The sequence below is a fragment of the Rubinisphaera italica genome, assembly GCF_007859715.1.
In the GTDB taxonomy this organism is placed as follows: Bacteria; Planctomycetota; Planctomycetia; order Planctomycetales; family Planctomycetaceae; genus Rubinisphaera; species Rubinisphaera italica.
In genome coordinates this window covers 142,077-162,302 of record NZ_SJPG01000001.1, presented here as the reverse complement: position 1 = coordinate 162,302, position 20,226 = coordinate 142,077, and the positions used below count along the sequence as shown (strand labels likewise).

At 49.8% G+C, this 20,226-nt stretch carries 14 protein-coding genes; 3 read left to right on the top strand and 11 right to left on the bottom strand.

Features of this window, described 5'->3' with window-relative positions; all coding sequences use genetic code 11:
• Positions 1-12: 12 nt before the first annotated feature.
• From Pan54_RS00645 to Pan54_RS00630, 4 genes are all read right to left on the bottom strand, one after another.
• Complete coding sequence (locus tag Pan54_RS00645; RefSeq protein WP_242631177.1) at positions 13-390, bottom strand: carboxypeptidase-like regulatory domain-containing protein; 378 nt, start codon at positions 388-390, stop codon at positions 13-15.
• Positions 391-508: 118 nt separating this feature from the next.
• Complete coding sequence (locus Pan54_RS26170; protein WP_146506260.1) at positions 509-673, bottom strand: H-X9-DG-CTERM domain-containing protein; 165 nt, start codon at positions 671-673, stop codon at positions 509-511.
• A 3-nt stretch (positions 674-676) separates the two neighbouring features.
• Positions 677-1,456: a DUF1559 domain-containing protein gene (locus Pan54_RS00635; RefSeq protein WP_146501573.1), complete on the bottom strand. Its 780-nt coding sequence runs from the start codon at positions 1,454-1,456 to the stop codon at positions 677-679.
• 483 nt (positions 1,457-1,939) lie between these two features.
• The gene (locus tag Pan54_RS00630) at positions 1,940-6,496 is read right to left on the bottom strand and encodes a DEAD/DEAH box helicase (RefSeq protein WP_146501572.1); all 4,557 of its coding nucleotides are present in this window, start codon (positions 6,494-6,496) and stop codon (positions 1,940-1,942) included.
• 572 nt (positions 6,497-7,068) lie between these two features.
• Between Pan54_RS00630 and Pan54_RS00625 the strand changes: the two genes are divergently transcribed.
• The 3 genes from Pan54_RS00625 to Pan54_RS00615 all read left to right on the top strand — a co-directional run bounded on the left by Pan54_RS00625 (position 7,069) and on the right by Pan54_RS00615 (position 11,985).
• Complete coding sequence (locus tag Pan54_RS00625; RefSeq protein WP_165441501.1) at positions 7,069-9,579, top strand: hypothetical protein; 2,511 nt, start codon at positions 7,069-7,071, stop codon at positions 9,577-9,579.
• Positions 9,580-9,665: 86 nt separating this feature from the next.
• Positions 9,666-11,033, top strand: a complete 1,368-nt coding sequence (locus Pan54_RS00620; protein ID WP_146501570.1) for a hypothetical protein — start codon at positions 9,666-9,668, stop codon at positions 11,031-11,033.
• A gap of 181 nt (positions 11,034-11,214) precedes the next feature.
• Positions 11,215-11,985 (top strand): DUF1559 family PulG-like putative transporter, encoded by a 771-nt coding sequence (locus Pan54_RS00615; protein ID WP_146501569.1) that lies wholly within the window; start codon positions 11,215-11,217, stop codon positions 11,983-11,985.
• Positions 11,986-12,175: 190 nt separating this feature from the next.
• Here Pan54_RS00615 and Pan54_RS00610 read toward each other — a convergent pair whose 3' ends face one another.
• The 7 genes from Pan54_RS00610 to Pan54_RS00580 form a co-directional block, all read right to left on the bottom strand.
• The gene (locus Pan54_RS00610) at positions 12,176-12,832 is read right to left on the bottom strand and encodes a DUF2306 domain-containing protein (RefSeq protein WP_146501568.1); all 657 of its coding nucleotides are present in this window, start codon (positions 12,830-12,832) and stop codon (positions 12,176-12,178) included.
• Positions 12,833-13,051: 219 nt separating this feature from the next.
• The gene (locus Pan54_RS00605) at positions 13,052-13,486 is read right to left on the bottom strand and encodes a hypothetical protein (RefSeq protein WP_146501567.1); all 435 of its coding nucleotides are present in this window, start codon (positions 13,484-13,486) and stop codon (positions 13,052-13,054) included.
• Positions 13,487-13,522: 36 nt separating this feature from the next.
• Positions 13,523-14,725 carry a diaminopimelate decarboxylase gene (locus Pan54_RS00600; RefSeq protein WP_146501566.1) on the bottom strand — a complete coding sequence of 401 codons (1,203 nt, stop codon included), beginning with the start codon at positions 14,723-14,725 and terminating at the stop codon, positions 13,523-13,525.
• Between the two features lie 294 nt (positions 14,726-15,019).
• Entirely contained in the window at positions 15,020-16,078 is a 1,059-nt protein-coding gene (locus tag Pan54_RS00595) for a hypothetical protein (RefSeq protein WP_146501565.1), read from the bottom strand.
• A gap of 121 nt (positions 16,079-16,199) precedes the next feature.
• On the bottom strand, positions 16,200-17,666 hold the full coding sequence (locus Pan54_RS00590) for a PQQ-binding-like beta-propeller repeat protein (RefSeq protein WP_146501564.1): 1,467 nt from the start codon (positions 17,664-17,666) through the stop codon (positions 16,200-16,202).
• 608 nt (positions 17,667-18,274) lie between these two features.
• A complete protein-coding gene (gene queC, locus Pan54_RS00585; RefSeq protein ID WP_242631176.1) occupies positions 18,275-18,967 on the bottom strand; it encodes a 7-cyano-7-deazaguanine synthase QueC in 693 nt (230 codons plus the stop codon).
• 102 nt (positions 18,968-19,069) lie between these two features.
• Positions 19,070-19,942 (bottom strand): FliM/FliN family flagellar motor C-terminal domain-containing protein, encoded by an 873-nt coding sequence (locus Pan54_RS00580; RefSeq protein ID WP_146501562.1) that lies wholly within the window; start codon positions 19,940-19,942, stop codon positions 19,070-19,072.
• Positions 19,943-20,226 lie beyond the last annotated feature (284 nt).

Below are 20,226 nucleotides of genomic sequence, written 5' to 3'. Positions count from 1 at the left end.
GAATGAACGCGATTACTCAGCTAAATTGAAATCGATGGGAGCATCCTGACCAGCGACCACGTCAGCCGTCAGTCCTGATGTCTCCGCGTTATTATATTTCTGAGGGATTTCCGCTTTGATATTTTCGAGTTCTTCGGTGCTGTTTCCCGGAGGAGCCTCCTGTTTTGAAATCGAAACTTTATGCTTACCTGCGACCGCACCATCGCCAGATTCATATGTTGTGAGAGTATAGATGCCATCCTGGTCAGTCATTCCAGAAGCAGCCCGACCTTTCTCTGGATAGAACGTAACGCTGGCATCAGCAATCGGCTCACCGTTGTATGTCACCATGCCGGTGACTGGTACTGTGTCGAGTTTGGAAGCCCCGCCGCATCCAAGTAGAAATATCATCAGAAAACAAATTTCCTTGTGCCCATTTAACCTCATCTTCACCCTTATCATTAATCATTATGTTGTCAATCACGTCGCCTGATTGATGACACTACACAAGTAGAATCACATTCGAGATTTAAAACTCTCCAGTCGACTCCGATCCTGAGATAGTCCCCAGCGCACGATAGAGATTTGTATCGATGTTTTCGCTAACAAATTTGACCGAGCCATCGACCAGTGCAAACTGACCGCCCCCTTTATGCTCACTGGCAAAGTTGTAATTGTATTGCCATAGATCTATACCCTACTTTCCTGGCGGATAGTAGTAATTTAATGGGACGCCAGTACTCCCTGTCACCGCATTCGAATTCCACCACCAACTATGACTGCAGGCTCCTGGAAGTGCTTCACCAATTGCAAGAGTGTTACTGGTTCCATCCGTCACATCTTTCATCAGTGTTGGGGGAGACGATGCATAATATCCGGTTCGCCGGCCAATAAATCCGTTCGGCGAATCGAGTCCTTGAATAATATTTGCATTCCTTTTGCAGGAAACACATGAAACAGCAGTATGATCTCCCCATTGCCAGTTGCTGCCTGAGACAGTCTTGTAATTGTTAACTCCATAAGCAGTTCCACTACTGGGTGCATTCGCTCGGTTAGTTAAACGGCCTTTCTGATTCAGAGGATCCGAAGGACATAAATAGGTTGAAATTGCCACCTGAGCAGCAGCACTATTAGCCGCATTGGCCAGATCGACATCGAAGTTGATTGTGTCGTAGAGAGCGGATTGCTCAACGAAAGGCAGGATGTAAGCCATCCAGGAAAAGCCTTCCTGGGTGTTTTCATTGTGATTGTGATTCACTGTCCAGTTAATGGGAAACATCTGGTGGGTGTCGTGATAGTTATGCAGAGCCAACCCGAGTTGCTTCAGGTTATTTTTACAGGCACTGCGACGAGCCGCTTCCCGAGCCTGCTGGACGGCTGGTAAAAGTAAAGCGACCAATATGGCGATGATCGCGATGACCACGAGCAGTTCTATTAATGTAAATCCGCGCACGGACTTTTGGCACCCATGTTTCATGAATAACTCCCGGATAATAAGAGGATATTCGATGAATTAAAGGGAAGGAACTTCTCGAAGCTAAAGGCTCGGTTATATGAGGAGGAAGACGACGGTAATTGCCAGCCAGCTTTGAATCTGCGAGAAACTCTTTCAACTTAAAACATCGTTAGAACATGATGTTTCAGGAAGGAGACCCGGTTCAGGTATACCATCCAGTCCCCATTGAAATCACTGGCAGAAGCCAAACCCTCAATGGGGTAGAAACAACAACCGATAATAAATATTCGCTATCGCGTCTGTTGCTTGATTTAACTGTGCTCGAAATCGTGAATTGATAATTTATTTGCTGACAAAAGGAATTCTTATCAGCAGACTCTTATTACAATGCCTGCTTCTGACAGAATTGTCAACCTCGGGTTTCGAGACTTTTAAAAATTTTTCAGGTTGACCTTGAACTGCTTATACCAGTTGAGAAGCAAAGAAGAATAGATAGAGTTCAATTTAGAAAAGAGCCGGTTCTTTTTCAGTCGCTATAACTGTTTCTATGGGGGCAGGATTCTGCTTAACATATTCTCGGCGAGCCGCGGCGATTTCTCCCGGAGAGAAGTCGAGGAGCTTAGCGAGGATTAAAGCATTCTCGGTGGTAAGAGCTTTAAGCAGGCGGAACTGTTTTTTCTGAATACCGACAACCGCCTCTCCACGCCAGTAGACCACGCGATTGTTCGCCAGGGCGGGAACACGAGTTTGTGTCGTCAGAACTCCGGCCAGATTGAGCGGATCAACTGCATTGAGCATGACCAGCTCTTCGCCATCGAGATTCTCATCCCGGAGTTTACGAAGTTGGCCGACAGTATCGGCGGAAGCGTATTGTTCTCCGGCGACTCCTCGAATGAAGCGACCGCCGCGAATTTCGCCGCGAGCTTCGAGACGACGATAACATTGGACGAGTTCATACCAGCGGGGGGCTCCCTGTTCGCGTTCGAGCAGATCCCGAAAAACAACACCCCAGCGATGCAACAACTGCCACGCCCAGGCTTCCACGCGGCCTCGCATTTTTTCGGGATCGTCCAGTTCATCGTCACGTCGCCAAAGCGACCAGCGCCCTGCCCGTCCCGCTAAGGTTTTCGGACGGCGTCCACCAGTCATTCTTCGCGGATAGGATACGTTCCCGGTACTACGAGATTGCCCAATTAGGCCTCTCAGCCCGGCAAAACCATCAGAGGTAATCCAGCCGCGGGATATTAATTCGCCGAGGGCATCCGTTAATTGTGTCGGTAAGAGTTGAGCAGCGTATTCGATATCACCAGCGAACATTGCTCCCTGACGTTGCAGCACCATGAGCAGATCCTGCGCGACTCCACTGAGGTTGTCCGTCGGTAACGAGGAACGCTCCGGCAGCAGCCAATGAGCATCATCCCGCCGAAAGAGTGCGATCAGAGAATTTCGCGACAAGGTTTTGAGGGGACGCCCTTTTCCCTCAATCGGCTTCGGATTGGGATACAACCGTCCCCAGCTGATTTCGCCCGTCATACACAATTCATCCAGCCATGCGGAGGAATAATCGCGGACACGATACTTGAGCAGATCCCGCTCCCAATACCCGGCTGGCAAATCGAAACCCTGCAGTTGCGTGATGGTTTCGTAAAGTCCTTCTGCTCCTTCACGTCGGGTACTCGGGTGAAAACCGTGATGACGAAACAGAAATCGCATGTAAGTTGCGACATCAACCGGCTCGATCTGCTTCCGCAAGCCTTCCAGCGTGAGGCGATGAATACGAGCCAGCAGTCGGCGATGACACCACTCGGGATGATTGAGCGTTTCTGATGGTGGGTTGACGGTGTTGTCTTCAGAAAAAGACTGCGAGGATTCGCGGAACTTGCCACGTAGTACTAAGCCTTCACCCTCAAGGGCTTCGAAAGTGGCATCGGCTTGCGACTCTGTCCACCCGAGTTGAGCGGTGATTTCTTTTGTCGTGACCGGGCCCAGATATTCCATCCAGCCGCGCAGGATTTCGACGCGGGCTTCGGTCGTGGCAGCTGGAGGTTTGGCACGTTCAGGAGCAGTCACTTCTGGCTCCATCTCCAGTTCTGGCCAGAGGACTTGCGCGATGAGCAGCTTTTCAGCCGGGATGTAGAATTGATGATTTTCTACGGTGATCAACGTAACGCGATGCTGCTCCTGCAATTGCTGCATCATGTCAGACCAGAGTTGGCCTTCATTCTTCGGCAACAGAATACGAGTCAGTAAATAGTCGTGCAATTCATCGGCATCCCGCACGACCGGCGAGGCTTCTTCGAGAACGCGTTCGATGGCCAGTGGATCGAGTCGACTCAAATCACTCACCGATTCCACAGTAACCGACCTTCGTGTTCCCACTGCTCGTGCCCGGCGGTCAATCGCCTCGCCTCCATCGAGAAACGCATACGGATTCGCATTCAGAAGTTCATAACAGAAGGGCGATGGCTCGCGGGTTTCTTTGGCGACGAACGTGATCTCTCCTTTTTCGACTCGCCCCAGGATATTGACCAACTCATTAAAATTGAGCGCCTCGTTGAAACAGTCTTCCATGGTCTGCTTGACGAGCGGATGCTCGGGGATTTCATGATCGCCGACGTGCTCTTCCTGACAGCCGGTCAGCTTGGGAAAAACAGCCGTGAGGAGATCGTCAGACCGAAATCGCTGCAGAGCAGGGGGAACCCGCTTGCCGGCTTTACGGCGTTCGACAATCAGAGCGGTGTTGAGGTTCCAGCGCCAGCGAAGTTGAAACGTTGGCACATAGATGAGAGCCTGTTCCAGTAATTTGTACGCATTGGCAGCGGTCAGCATCGGAAAAAGGGATTCAATCGGGAAGCTGTGTTGCGGACCGAGTGTGAGAATGAAACCATCGTCATCAGCAGTTGCCTGCAGTTCGAAGTCGAACGATCGACAGAACCGTTTTCGCATCGCAAAGCCCCACGCCCTTGTGATCCGACTACCAAACGGAGCGTGTACCACCAGTTGCATCCCGCCGGTTTCATCGAAGAAGCGTTCAAAAACAATCCGTTTGTGAGTCGGCACCAAACCCAACGCGGCTCTTTGAGCGGCGACGTATTCCGTAATTTGTTCCGCACCAAAATCACAACAGTGCGTTTCCTTTTTCAGCCATTTGGCGATGTCGGCTTTCGATTCCCCGGCGATAAGTTTCGCTTCCATCTCTTCCCGCAGTCGGGAAACTTCTTCGGAAAGTTCGAGCGTTCGCCCGGGAGACTCTCCTCTCCAGAACGGCACGCTCGGCGGAGCGCCCTGCGCGTCGATCACGATGGCATCGTTCCCGCGGATTCCTTTGAGTCGCCAGGATGTGTTCCCCAACAGAAAGACATCGCCTGCCTGACTCTCGACGGCGAAATCTTCATCGAGCGAACCGACGACAACATTCTCCGGTTCGGCAACCACGCGATAGGAGCCGATATCGGGAATAGATCCCGCATTATTGACGGCAACCAGTCGGGCACTGCGGCGAGGGCGGACACGTTTCTGAATTTGATCGTGATGTAGATAAGTCCGGCTGCGGCCTGTCTGATGCGTAATCCCTTCACTGAGGTATTCGACCACATCGTCGAAGTCTTTTCGTTCCAATTTTTGATACGGCCAGGCGCGGCGAAACAATTCGAAGAGATTATCCGTCTCCCACTCTGTGGCTGCGACTTCAGCGACCAGTTGCTGGGCGAGCACATCGAGTGGGGCGTTGCGGCAGCAAATCACATCGAGCCGACCGGAACGTACAGCCCGGATCAAGCCCATGCACTCGACCAGTTCATCACGAGTGAGAGCGAACAGACGCCCCTTCGGAGTCAACCCGAGTGCATGTCCGGAACGACCGATTCGTTGCAGGAATTTGGAGATGCCATCGGGGGAGCCAAGTTGGATTACCAGATCGATGTAACCGACGTCAATCCCCAGTTCGAGCGATGCAGTCGCGACAACCGCTTTGAGTTGCCCGGTTTTGAGACGCTGTTCGGTATCGAGTCGAATATCAGCAGAGAGCGAGCCATGATGGCTACTGACCTGATCCTCTCCCAGCAGTTCAGTCAACTGATGCGAAACCCGCTCGGCCATGCGTCGTGTGTTGACAAAAATTAAAGTGCTGCGATGAGAGTTGACCAGTTCGATCACGCGGGTATTCACTTCCGCCCATTGTTCGTGCGAGCAAATTGCAGAGAGCGGACTGGGAGGAATTTCGATTCCGAGATCTAAATCCCGCGCATGCCCGATATTAATGATTTCCAGAGTTCGGGTTTGAGATGAATCTGGTATCCGTTCTGCCTCATCGGAATTATTTTTAAACAATCGCTTCTGTTTTTCTTCCGACACTTTATTACGATCGATTTCCCAGTCGACACTGCGAAGTGGAGTGGAACGATCTCGCGTACCCAGCAGAAAGTCTGCAACCAGTTCAATCGGCTTTTGCGTGGCAGACAAACCGATTCTCTGCAGAGGTCGTTCACAAATCGATTCGAGCCGTTCGAGCGATAATGCCAGATGGGCGCCCCGTTTATCGGGCAGCATCGCGTGAATTTCATCAATGATTAAGGTTTGCGTGGTCCCGAGCCGCTCGCGGCTTTTTTCAGCTGTTAATAAGAGGTAGAGCGATTCTGGCGTCGTGACCACAATTTGAGGTGGCTTTTTGATCATCGCCACGCGGTCTTTGGCAGGTGTGTCGCCGGTTCTCAATCCGATACGAATTTCGGGAACGTTGTAGCCTTCCTGCTGAGCCAGCTCGCGTATTTCCCGCAGCGGCTCCGTCAGATTCTTTTGCATATCATTGGAAAGTGCCCGCAGTGGCGAAATGTATATGCAATTGATCTCATCCTTCAGCTTGCCCGCGAGAGCAAGGCGAAAGAGACGATCAATAATCGCCAGAAAAGCAGTGAGCGTTTTTCCGGAACCGGTCGGAGCGGCGATCAGAGCGTGCTTGCCAGCCGCAATTGCTGGCCAGCCAAGACGTTGTGGCTCGGAAGGCTGCTCAAACTTTTCCGCAAACCACTTGGCAACCAGAGGATGAAATTGTTCAACCGACATAACGCTCAATCCTTCGAAGTGACATTCCTTTCATAGTGTCATACGGCAGGGCAAACGTCAATCTGTACAGCGGAAATAGGCCAGTGTTGAGTGGCCAGAGGCCAGAGGCCAGAGTAGGTTAGGGGTGAGAGGTTAGAGTGGTTGATAATAGTATCGAAGCCATCTTGCCACTCGCCTCTCGACATTGGCCACACGCGTCGAACATGAGGAAAATCTCTCCATGACCGCCTTAGCTAACAGATCAGTGGTTGAGAGGTTGTCTGGTATCGGTTAGTGAAAGTTTGAGGGTTTTGCGGGTTGGGACTGCCGTTTCTGCCCTGACGTCTGCTCGGGAGGAATCTGATCAATTCTGCTAACTCTGATGATTTTCGGAAGAAAAAGCTTCAAAGGGGGTCGAAACTGAGGATACAATCCATTTTAATATGACTTGATAATCTCATTATTCATTCGCAGAGATTTTCGCGTCCACTATCGAATGACACCGAGCGGTCCGGGCTGGCTTTGATTTGTTGAGAGGCCATACCGATTTCCACGACCGCATGCAACGGGCCTGCCCCGGGAGATGCATCACTATGAAGCGATCACGATTTTGGCTAGCAGCAGCCCTGCTTTGTGCAGGAACTACAACGTTCAGTTCACTGAGCGTTGCCGGAGAAACCACCAGTTCTCCTACCCTTGAAGTTTACCGGACACCGGAAGGCCGCGATTATGCTGCTGTCGGACTGAGCTTGTCTCAGGTGGCTGTAAAATCCCGAGCACCGGAACAGGTGCTGGTTCTGGTCGACACCTCCGCCAGCCAGATGGGCGAATACCGGGAACAGTCGATTTCCGTGGTGCGGGAATTGCTCTCACAACTTCCTGAGCAGACATCCGCTGCAGTCTGGGCAATTGATCTGTCTCAAACTGCGTTGACGGACTCATTCGAATCGATGACTGCTGAAAAAGTGAATTCAATCACTGCAGCATTGAACAATCGAATTCCCGCTGGTTCAACCGATCTTTCTGGAGCCGTGGAAGCTTCGCTGAAAAGTTTAGACGCCAGCAAGAGTAGCGTGATCGTGTATGTGGGCGATGGATTCAGTGCTGCGAATTTAATTTCTGAAACTAAAATGCAGGAACTGACAAAAGCTCTTGCAGATAAACAAACTCCTGTTGTCAGCTATGCCCTCGGCTCTCAAGTCGACATGCAGTTGCTCGGCGTTCTGGCTCTGCGAAGTGGTGGAATTGTCCTTCAGGATCAAGTGGGCCAGCCCGTAAATGAAACCGTTGCTGCGATCAATAAAGCAATCTCGACACCCGTCTGGTATCCAAGTCAGGTCGAAGTGACCGAAGGCATCGAACTTTATCCGCATGCCGCATTGCCGTTGCGATCCGATCGCGAAACGATTTATCTCGGCAAGATTGAAGAAGCGACAAAGGGTCTGAGCATCGATTTGAGTGATGAGAATAACAATCAAATCGGGTTTCATGTTGAAAATTATTCAACGGCTGTTGCTGGTCACCCTTCACTGCGAGCATTGTGGTTGCGAGCAGATCAGGACAAGGGCTTGAGTGTACCGACGGCTGGCCAGGTTGTTCTCAGTTCTGCAAAAAATCAGTTTGAACTACATGTTGCAGGCATGCTCGAAGCCGCTAATTCTGCAGCTCATGCTGGAAAGACAAAGGAATCGGTCGCGATTTCACACGCTCTGTTACAGTTTGACCCCAGTAATAAGGCCGCAGCAAAATTACTCGATGTTCGTCAGGTCGCCTTGCTGCAGGATGATTCTGCGGTGGTCCCCGGCGAAGACAACACAGACGCTCCTGTTGTTGTTCCTGGTGAACCCTCGGCACTTGAAGGACGAACCGACGCACCAACTGATATCGAACAGGATTTGATTCAACGATTCAAAAATCGGTCCAAAGCTGCTGGTGAAAAGCTGGCACTGGAAGTCAACCGGGCTATTGAACAGGCTCGATCAATCGTTCAGGACGACCCCGATGCGGCTATCTCTATCCTGAAGGGGATGGCCGGGAATGTTCGCATTGCAGCGGATATCGATCCAGAATTGAAACGAAATCTCGAACGAAAACTACTGGATGTGACTCAGCAGGTTCGTGCCCAACGCGAACAGTTCCGTAATAATCGAATTCGTTTCGAACAGGAACTGGCTGAAGTTGAAGCACGTCGACGAGCCATCGAAGGCCTGTATCTTGAAGAAGAACGCTTGGAACAATTAATCGATCAGGTTCGAGCCCTTCTCGACGATGGTTTTCACGGCGAACCAGCTGCTTATGCACAAGCGGAATCGGTTGCAGAAGCCGCAGTCGAACTGGTTCCTTTCAGCGGAACCGCTGCTGCAGCCCGCTTCTCCGCTGAAGCGGCCGGTCAGTTGGAAGATGCCCGTTACTTACGAGCGTTACGAGCAGACCGCTTCCTGGAAACTTTGACGCAGGTCGAATTCTCACACGTTCCATTCCCGGATGAACCTCCAATTCGATATCCAGCTGCTCCCGTCTGGAAGGCTTTGACCGAACGACGCAGCATCTGGAAGTCTGTCGATTTGAAAGACGATTCCGCAGCCGAGCGACGAATTCGAGCCGCTCTGGAAGAAGAAACCGAACTTCAATTTGTCGATACTCCTCTTGTCGATGCCTTGCAAATTATCGGTGAACTGCACAATATCAATATTCGACTCGATGTCGTCACTCTTGACGACGAAGGTATTTCGACTGATGAGCCTGTGAACATCTTCATCTCAGGAATTCGGCTCAAGTCTGCACTGAAAATCATGCTGGAACAGACACCGACTCCAGTTGAGTTGACCTGGGTCATTGAAGATGAAGTGATGAAAATCACAACCGTCCTCAAAGCCGAAGAAGCGACTGAAACCCGCGTTTATCCAGTCACCGACCTTGTTATCCCTGTCCAGCAATTGGGTGGTGGTGGCGGCCTGCTCGGTGGCGGCGGTGTCAATGGCGGTCAGCAAGGTGGACAGTTTGGCGGTGGCGGTGGTGGTCAATTCGGCGGTCAACAGGGTGGCGGTGGAGGCTTCTTCAGCATTCCTCCTGCGACTCTGCCAACTGCAAAAAAAAACCAGTAACCTCTCTGCACCATTGCGAATATTGCAATAACCAGTTGGTAATTATCGAGCGAACTGAGAACACTGTTTCTCAGTTCGCTTTTTTATTGGAAAAATTCTCTCTCGCGGCTCAAAACCTTTGCTTTCCTCTGCTGCAAAGTTCTGTTCCAGTCACCTTTTTTCAGGATGAGATCGATCCCCTCCAAAATCTGCAGGCCTCTCCCAATCGCGAACTCTGGAAGCAGTACTTCTCAACGAAACGGGAAGGAACTCAAGTTCGCAGAATGATTCAAAAGTTGCAGCGAGACAAACATTTCGATCATATCACTGTCGCCCTTGAAGAGGCTTTAAGAGCAGGTCAGCCAGAACCCTGGATGTATGAAGTCCTCGCGTTATCCATGCAAATCGAAGGGCGTCCCGAGCAGGAAGTCGAACGGATCCTGCTTTCCATGACGGACTTCAACGTCCGCGATGTCCCCAATCTTCTCGGTTCTGCGGCCTATCTGGTTCGTCTGGGAGCTCACAAGCAGGCACTCAAAATGTATCGACAGGTCTCACGACTCGAACCAACCCGTCCCGAGCCATACCTGCTCGGTTTAAAACTGGCCGACAAAACGCAGGATATCGAGAGCCTGACCTGGGCGGCTTCAGGAATTCTGACTTACTTCTGGTACGATGGCTTTCAAAAACAGCACGATCTGGCAATCAAGCTACTCTCTGACTGGAAACTCCGCCTCGAAAACGAAGGCCGGGCCGAAGAGGCGAATCGCATGACCGAAACCCTGCAGCAGGCACTCATCCGCGATTTGCAATTAAAACTGACCTGGTCAGGCGATGCCGATCTCGATTTAATTATTCAGGAACCACTCGGCACCGAATGCTCCTTCGCTCAACCCCATACCGCATCCGGCGGCTCACTCCTTCATGAAGGAGCAGGGCCGAATCAGGCGGAGTGTTATGAAGACTATGTCTGTGCATTCGCCGCTCCGGGGGATTATGTTGTCACGGTCCGACACAACTCCGGTCGAATCGTCGGTAATCGGGCACGTTTGACAGTAACACGCTATGCCGGGACGGATCACGAAAATACTGAAATGGTGAATGTTGTTTTCGACAAAGCCGAGAAGAAATTCAGGATCTCGCTACATCAGGGCCGACGCACTCAGCAAGCCCCCGTCTTTGAACCGATCAAGCAGACCATCAAGCAAAAGAAACAGGAAACCGCCTTCACGCTGCACGATTTACGAAACCAGTATCGTAAGCCGCATTCCTACGTCCTACCGCAACTACAACAAAACAACAATTTCGGAGCCGTCGGCTTCTCACCCGTTGTCGCACCAGTCAACTCGGGTGTGCAACTCAATGCCACCGCAGTCGTCTCCCCCGACCGCCGCTACGTCCGCCTCGGCATGCAACCTGTGTTTACAGATATCACAGATGTCTTCACTTTCAGCTTCGCTGGCGGTGGGCAGTAAGGCGGATTGCATATCCGCCTCAGTGCAGATTAGTAATTTAAGAACATCATTATAAGCTCAACAGAGCACGTCCTCGATGAAACAAAATTACAGTTTCCTTTTGCTGTAGTTCAACAAATCATGATAGGATAGTGAGAGATCCGAAACACTGGCTTCCAAATCACCAGAAACTGATGACAACATGAATAGCAACTTTTCGAAAAAAGCAGAAGGATTTGATTCTGAGAAATGTCGAGCCGGTTTGAAAGTGGTTGAAGTTGGCATCGCCGTACTCATTGTTGGAGTCCTTATTGCTTTAATGCTGCCGGGCACCCGGAGGGCGGGTCCAGCGGCTCGAAGATCACAGTGCGTAAATAACCTGAGAAATATTGGAATTGCTCTGTATAACTATGCAGACACTTACGGTACTCTGCCACCAGCATACACGGTTGACGCCCAGGGCCATCGATTGCACAGCTGGCGTACTTTACTCCTCCCGTTCCTAAATAATGTAGCCTTGTATCGTCAAATTGACCTCAACCAGCCATGGGACAGCCCGGCAAACTTGAAGGCCTTCAATACGACTCCTGACATTTATCGATGCCCTGAATCCAGTAGCCCTGCTACACATACTTCATATTTAGCGATCGTGACGACGGACAGTTGTATTCAAGCCACTGAAGGAAGGGAGTTGAACACAATCTCCAATGGAGACGGACTTGCCCAAACTCTTTTAATTGTCGAAATGCCTGAAGAAGACGCCGTCCATTGGATGGCCCCTCAAGACGCAAGCGAAGCTTCTTTCCTGAAAATTTCCAATGATTCTCGCTTACCACATCAATCTGGAATGAACGTGCTCTTCGCCGATGGCCGTGTAACATTTCTTAGTGCAGAAATTTCGCAAGATATTTTACGCGCATTGATCACTGCCACCAGCGAGGACAATGAGATATTATATCATGAGGGCTTTTAACTCGTTCCCGATTGTAGTTCAGTTCGTTCTGCAGTAGTAAAATCTCGCGAGGCAATTGCTTTTGGCAGAGTCGCTTACGAAGCGATCAGAGTTCAGCCAACGCTGAGCAACTTCGAACGACAAATACAATGATCGAAGTCTTTTCCCTCTGCAGTCGAGATAACCAAGGCCATCGAAGAACATGATTAAATCAGCTCTTCCGATACGGCTTCGATTTTGGATTCCGAGCCTGATAGATTTCAAAAATTATCAGAGGCACAAGCCAGCTTAACCACGTTGTAGCGGGATCATACCACGAAGGCACCTCTCCAAGTAAACTTCCCAGTCCACCCAGTAGACGCAGCACGACCGCAGAGCAGATCATTAGGTAGCTTCGCAACATCCAGCGGCGGTGAAGTTCGAACCGACGTTGCAACGCGGCATTCCATCCCAACCCTACAGCGACTGCTGTCAGACAACTCAGTAACGCTAAACTGATTGTTGCTGCCGTTCCCCCGGAAGCGTACTGCGACATCCAAAGCCCACTGGGGGCCAACAAAAACAGAGCGATTAGCCCCTGACACCGTCCCATGCAGCGATGCCAATGTGGATAAGCATTGCGAAGTGGTTCGCTAAGTAACAATAAGCCCAAAAATAATGTGATTGGCCCGGAAATGATGTGGACATAGAACGCCCAGCAATAAACGCCATAGAAATAATCTTCCCGTCCACGAAGAAAATCAGAATTGAAGTCAGGAGGCAGATAAAAATTATATCCCAGCACGATGCCAATCGTCACTTTGACAATTAATAAAATTGAGAACACTGCCAATATACGCTGCAGTAAATCGTAGGACTGAACTGACATCGATCATTGTGCTCAGGTTAATAGGGACTTCGAAAGCCTGCCTTCAGAGTATCCGATGAAATAATGATAGTGAAGTCGTAGGCTATCTGTCACAATACTTTGGTCAGCGGAAACGAATTGTAAGAACCGGCCCGCATTCCTGCGAAGTCCTGTAGTTCTGTAGGTTGGATTAGTGGAACGCGTAACCCAACATTATTTCGGGCTCAGTTTATCAGGCAATCAGCTGGTAGGAATGCTGATTCCGATCGTCTCGAAATTTCCATCATTAGTTTGAGATCGAAATAGATTCAAATCGAGATCTGGAGACCAGAGGTTAACTGGATACTCTCGGAATTCGTTGTCAACGGGAGCCAGTTTTTCAAGAGCGGCGATCACTTCCCGCGGGTTGGCAGTATGAACATTAATTCCTGCAAACGTTACGACATAATCCGGCTCACTGGCAACTTCAATATGAGTCACCTCAAATTCGGAATTATAAGTTACCTGAAATGCGTTCCTGAAAAAGAAATCCCGATCCGGCCAGTGGATACCCCACTTCACATGAGCTTGTTCGACTGAATTGGGATATCCAAAAATCTGCCGGACATTATCCCGAAGCATCCCCAGATGTATTGGGCCGATTGACTGATGTGGGATAACTTTGAATTCCTGCATGATGAGACCCATTCAATGGAGAGTCTTTCCAATAACTTAATCAACCATAACCTCTTTGGTCAGCGGAAACGAATTGTAAGAACCGGCTCGCATTCCTGCGCAGTAGGCGCCGACGTCTTCGACGATGAGATAATCGCCGAGTTCTGCTTTTTGCAGTGATCTTGGTTCGAGACGTTCGGGATCGCCCTCTGCGACTGTCAGCATGTCGCCGCTTTCGCAGCAATGACCACTGACTGCGTAATCGACCACCTCACCAGCGGGTCTGTCTTCTCTGGGAACGACGACGAGAGGATGCTGGGCTCCGTAAAGGGACGGGCGGAGGATTTCGGTCATGCCTGCGTTGATCAGGATGAAGTTGTAGCCTTCGCTGCCGGTGTCTTTAATGTCGATGATTTCGGTGATGAGGGCGCCGATATTGACCACCAGAAACGAGCCCGGCTCGACTTCCAGATGAATCTTGCGGCCGGTTCTTTCATGAAACTCCTCCAGCAGTTTTGCGATTGGCGGAGAGATCACATCGATCTGAGCCGACTTTTCGCCCGGCATCCGTCCGACTTTGAAGCCGCCGCCAATGCTGGTTTTGGTCGCCGTCGGAAACTTCTCGACGATTTCCATGTTTCGTGTTGTCACTTCGAGCCATTTATCGGGATCGCCACCTGTGCCGGCATGGGTGTGCACCATATCGATGGTCAGATCATACGTTTTGGCCAGCTCATGTACCTGATCAATGTATTCATGCCAGATCCCAAAGCTAGCCGCGACTCCGGCTGTGGTGAGACGATTATTGAGTCCTTCGCCCGTCCCCTTGCCGGGATTGATTCGCACGCCGACGGAAGTGCTGGGAGCAATTTTGCCGTAGGTTTCCAATTGATGCAGCGAACAGGCATTGAACTTCACGCCCTGCTTGATCAGTTCCTCAAGATCATCCGGCATCTGCTGCGAAGTGATCTGAATGTCTGCTGGTTTTACGCCCGCCTGCATGGCGACTTCAGCCTCGTAGCCTGAGCTGGCATCGATTCCGATTCCGTGCGAATAGATCTGAGCAATCACCTCAGGAAACGGATTCGCTTTCATGGCAAATCGAAGCGTCACCCCATAAGGCGCCTGCCACGACGTCAGCTTTTTCGCATTTTCATCGAGTTTGCTCTTGGAATAGACATACAACGGCAAATCGTGGCTGGAAGCGATTTGGCGGACTTGATCTTCAGTCAAAAACTTCAATTGGGCTGGCTGCGACATGGTCTAACTTTATTTCATCTACAATAACGGGGTTGGTTTCGATTCACATCATCCCAATATTTTAGGACTGTATGATCAGAATATAGCCGGAATTTCTTGAAAACTCACCCATCCAGATAGCATTCGTGGGTGAACGGGAAGGAGAATGGATTCTAACAAGGGTAGGACACGAGAATTTGGTGGAAGTTCCGTTGAATCCAGCGAGTTTTCACAGGGGCCCAACTGCCAATGTCTGTCGAGACATGCGCCGAATTCTTGGAGCTTCGCTACGACCCCAGCCACCAGTCGATGGAATTAAAAGGCAGGTAAGTAAATTTCAAACATTTCAGATAAATTCGAAAGCATAACGATCAAACCAAACATCAATGACATTATCAGGAACACAAATAAGTTAAAATAAATAACAGCCGGCAAGAGTTTATTCCTACTAAACATATTATCATTCATTAATAGGACATATGTTAATATTAAACGACCACTAATCAGAGTTACCAGCGAAGAAGCAATAAGTTGTGGGACGGAATAAATGCCAAATACTTCATATGCAATCGAAGGGCTAAACAAGCGAGAGAAAAACCATATAATCACTGTTCCAAGTGCGCATTTAAAGCAAAACATGAGTTGAGTTTTAGAGGATGAATTAATATCTACCTCTTTATGACGCAGAATCATCCTTTCAATAACTGCAAGTGACAGCATGTCTATTGGAACAAGTAACACTGCAACTATCCCGAGAAATATCAGCATGTGCATCATCACGTGATCAGGAGGGTTGATTAGCTGATTGATGGCATGAGCTTCTTCCCTTTCTACTCTAATTGCTCTTACGTTATTTTCTCGGTCTTCATTTTCCTTCGATTTCTTTTGAGCAATTCTACGCTTTTCTTCTTGCTCTCTTCTTTTTAGCTCTAACTTTGCCTCTTTAGTGAATATTTCTTCAAAGTCGGCTGGAAGTTCTAATAGTAGATCAATTCGATTCCTTCTTGACTGTCCCTTTTGATTCATACAACGTATATCAACTGTGACAACAAAGGGGCGAGATACCGCTTCGCGATTAGTTATGTCTTTGAAACGCTTATAGTTAATGGAGTATTCATCACGATATCTCTTAAGGTCTTTAATTTTTGCGTTCATGATCCCCGCCCTCGCTGCTTTGTCTGTTAGGACGATGTCTCTGGGTACTCTTTCGTCATTGATAAGGTAAGTTGGGTTGGTACATGGGAAATCGAGATCAATTTCGGGCAAGACGCAATTATCCCAAGAAATGTAACGGGGAGTATCAGCATTAACACTCAGTGCATTTGAAGTTGTAAAGCTTAAGAGGAGAATCCATATCAATAATGCACGGGACATAAAAAACATTTGCCTTATTTTCTCAGAGTTGAGTTCTTGGAACCATAACATTAAGTAGCATGCAAATGTTTTTATGAACTGGCAATCTCTTGGTATTGTTGAGCTACGCGAGTTGATTATTTCATTGTTTTGTTGGCTTCCGCAAATCATAACACATCAGTGCTGTTTCGCTTCTCAAAAACAATCGTCCCCGGCTCAGGACTGGGGCTGTCCAGGCGGGGTAGTTGAGTTGGTTGGGTTTGAAGCGGTTGAGTTCGTGGAAGTGGTCGGGGGTGGCTTCGATGAGGGCGACGGTGCCGCGTTCTCCGATGATGAGGAATTGTCCGTCGAGCCAGATGCTTGAGCCGCGGCCGTAGTAGGGCCAGGGGTCGATGGTGTCTGTCTTCGAATTTTTGACGCTTCTGCTTGATGCGGGGGAGAGGTGATCGAGCGGGCCTTCCCAGCCGGTGGTTTCCCAGACAACTTTGCCCGTTTCCAGTTCGAGGCAGCGGAGGGTGGAGCCGTTTTCGTGACGGCCGCTGAAGCCGTAGATGTACTTGCCGACGGGGATGGGTGTGGACCAGTGGCAGAGCAGGTTTTCGGTATCGCGCCAGATTTCTTTCACGCTTTTGCTATCTTCGGCTACTTCCAGATAGGCGGCTCCTGTCTGATAGGCGGCTGTCAGGAGAATGCGATTGCCGATGACAACAGGCCGGGCAGCATTGACCGATTCATGGACCTGCGCGCGGAACCAGTAATGAAAATTCTCGGCTCCGGTTTCAGGATCGAGCGAAACGAGCCCATGACGGAGCAGGCAGAGGATTTGTCGTTTGCCGTGAATGGTGACGGCGATGGGTGAGGAGTAGGAGACGATCATTTCCTCGCCGGTCCACTCGTAGTTTTCCTGCCGTCGCCAGCCGGTGGCGACCCCGTTCCAGGTTTCTTTGCCGCAACTTTCCCAGAGGGTTTTGCCCGATTGGGCATCAAAGGCAACGACGCCGGAATTGGGTTGGCCGCCGACGAGGACAATCAGTTTGCCGTCTTCGAGAATGGGAGTTGCTCCGACGCCGAAGAAGGCGGTCGGGACGTTGAAGTCTTCGTGAGTTTTGCGTTCCCAGATCAGTTTTCCATCTTCCAGATTCAAACAGAGCAGACGGCCTTCGGCTCCGAAGGTGTAGCAGAGGGTTTCGGTCAGCAATGGCGAACAGCGGGGGCCGTTGTTGTAGCCGTAGGGGTCGGAGAATTGAGAGGGATTCGAATGCTTCCAGAGTGTTTTTCCATTGGTCACATCGAAGCATTGCACGATTTCCTCATCACCAATTCGATGATGACAGACGACCCGATTCCCACGAACGGAGGGAGCACTGTATCCGGTACCGACTTCAGCCTGCCAGAGTTCCGGCGGGCCTGCAGCGGGCCATTCCTTGATCAGACCTGTCTCCGAGGAGAGCCCGATGCCGGAAGGTCCGAGGAAGACGGGCCAGTCTTCACCGAGAGTGGTTGTAGCATTTGAGGACGATTTTGTTTCCGCCTGTGGTTCTGCGGCACAACTGAAGGAGGTGAGTGTCACAACGAGGAGGGTGGCCAACGGGAGTTGATGAGGTGTCATAATAGAATTCCGTTTGAAATATGCAGGGTGCGTCTTGACGCACCTTGCCTTCGAGTCAATATCGGGTTGGATGTTCTTTTTATTAGCCGTATGTAATCTTAATGAGTGGAGTTTTGCAAAACTTCAGTTTGAAACCAAACTACGAAAATGACTCAACAGATCTTGAGAAAGATTAAAACCACAGAGGCACAGAGTACACAGAGAAATTTTAGGAAAATGGCTGTCATGCTCAAACAATCGAAGTCTTCATAAGCCTTGGATTTCAAGACTTCTCCGTGTCCTCTGTGCCTCTGTGGTTAAAAAACAATTTCAGTTTCGTCAGGCGTTCTTATTTCTTGGGATTTCAAATCGATCTTAAAAAAACTCACTCACTTGCGCTTCGTGCTTGCAACAGGGTTTTTGCAAAACTTCAGTTAATGAGTCAAAATGAATTTGGAACTCGATTTTTGTGCGTCAGGACGCACCCTACTTTTCTGCATATGAGATGGAAGTGGGTGGCACGTCCCAGAACGCAGTGATGGGCGTGGTGATCCTGCGAAACCACGCCCTTCGCTTTGCTCAGAGCGTGCCACCCACTCAGGTTTGGTTATGATTATTGTATTGTCTGTCTACTTGGGTTGATAGGCGGCTGTATCGGTTAGGCCGGCTTCAGCGAAGCCCTGGAGTCGTAATATGCAGGCGTCGCATTGGCCGCAGGCGCGGCCTTCGGAGTCGGGATCGTAACAGGTGTGGGTTGAGCCGTAGTCGACACCGAGTTTGGTTCCTGTGCGGATGATCTCGGCTTTTGTCAGTTGAATTAACGGGGCATGGATTTTCCAGGTGCGTGTTCCTTCGACGCCTGATTTGGTGGCGAGGTTTGCCAGCTGTTCGAAAGACTTGATGAACTCGGGACGGCAATCGGGATAGCCGCTGTAATCGACGGCATTGACGCCGATGAAGATATCGCTGGCGCCGAGGGATTCTGCCCAGCCCATGGCGACCGAAAGGAACACGGTATTGCGAGCTGGGACATACGTCACAGGGATCCCGTCATTCATTTCTTCCTGCGAGCGGTGTTTAGGGACTGCAATTTCGGAGGTGAGAGCAGAGCCCCCAAACGCGGCCAGGTTCAGAGGGATGATGACGTGCTGTGTGACGTTCCACTTCTCAGCCAGAGTTTTGGCGGCTTCAAGTTCGAACTGATGGCGTTGACCGTAATCGAACGAAAGCGCGTAGAGTTCGTAACCCTGGTCTGCAGCGATGGCGAGCGTGGTGGTGGAATCGAGTCCTCCACTGAGTAAGACGACTGCTTTTTGCGACACGTGTATAAACCCTACGGCGTTTATGTTGAGCGATTCAAATATCGCTTATTGTCGCAAATATGCAGCTTTGATCGCAAGGGCTGCGGTTGGCTCAAGCAGGTTTTAAAGCGTAAACACACCGGGGGGGCGTTGCGGCTTGATGCCGACTGCGTTGATTTTCAATCCGAACTTCTCGCCGATTTTTACCGCTTCGCCCTGGGCATAATGCTGATTGTTCACATACAGATCGAGCAGGTCATCGCAGGATTTCTGGAACATGATCAGCGTGCCGGGACAGAGATTGGCGAGTTGACCAACGTCAATTTTCTTTTCGGCAACTCGCACAGACACTTTCACCGTTAACGGGAGTACCCGACGAACCCGATTGACCAAGTCGTTGGGATTGATTTCAGTTTGTGTATTCGTATCTGACATTGGTGTGGATTCGTCGTGATGATTTTCAGATGGTGTTTCAGGTTTTGGGGCAGAATCAGAAGTGACTGGAACATTCTCTTCCATGTTTGCAGTCACAATTAGATATAATAATTGATTCGAACTGGGATCACTTTCGGAATAGGCTTCAATTGAAATCACAGAACAACGAGGCTCAAGTGCTTCTTCTTCGAGTGTTAACTGAAGTTTCTGACTCCAGGTGGTTGCTCGTTGATCCGTTTCATCGATGTCTTGAAGCAGAGTTTTCTCAAGTGATTTCGCAAGTTCTTCAAGCTGACCGATCTGCTCCTCTTCTGGCTGGCTGGCCCATTCTGGCAAAATGGGTCCTTCAGGAATTAGAAGATATACTGCTTCACTTTCCAACGACAGTTTGAAAACGAGTCCTGAATCCTCCAGAGCAGACAGTTTTGAGTATTCAATTGGCTCACTCAAGTCCAGTGACCAGTCCCCATCGAAAACTGCCCGTAGTGCCTCCGCAATTTTATCCGTCCCCTGTTTGAGGGAATTATGCAGCGTGTTAAATTGAAGAGTGGTTAAAGACATAAATCCATCAGTGAGTCAGACGCCCTCGATTCGCGGTAACATCATGTGACATAGGCAGTAATAACAATAGAACTGTTTTCTGTGCTCGTAATATTTTCGTACGATCTCTTATTTGATCGTAGCTCTGTAACTATTTATCGAACATTTTGTCCCTGGAACTCGATGATAAAATCGGTCTTTTTGATAAGGTTTCGCGAACCGCTACAGATCCCCAAGTCTTGTGATTCCAAGTGATTAACTCAAAAAGCATGTTGATTGGGAAACTCAATGATTGACATTGGCTT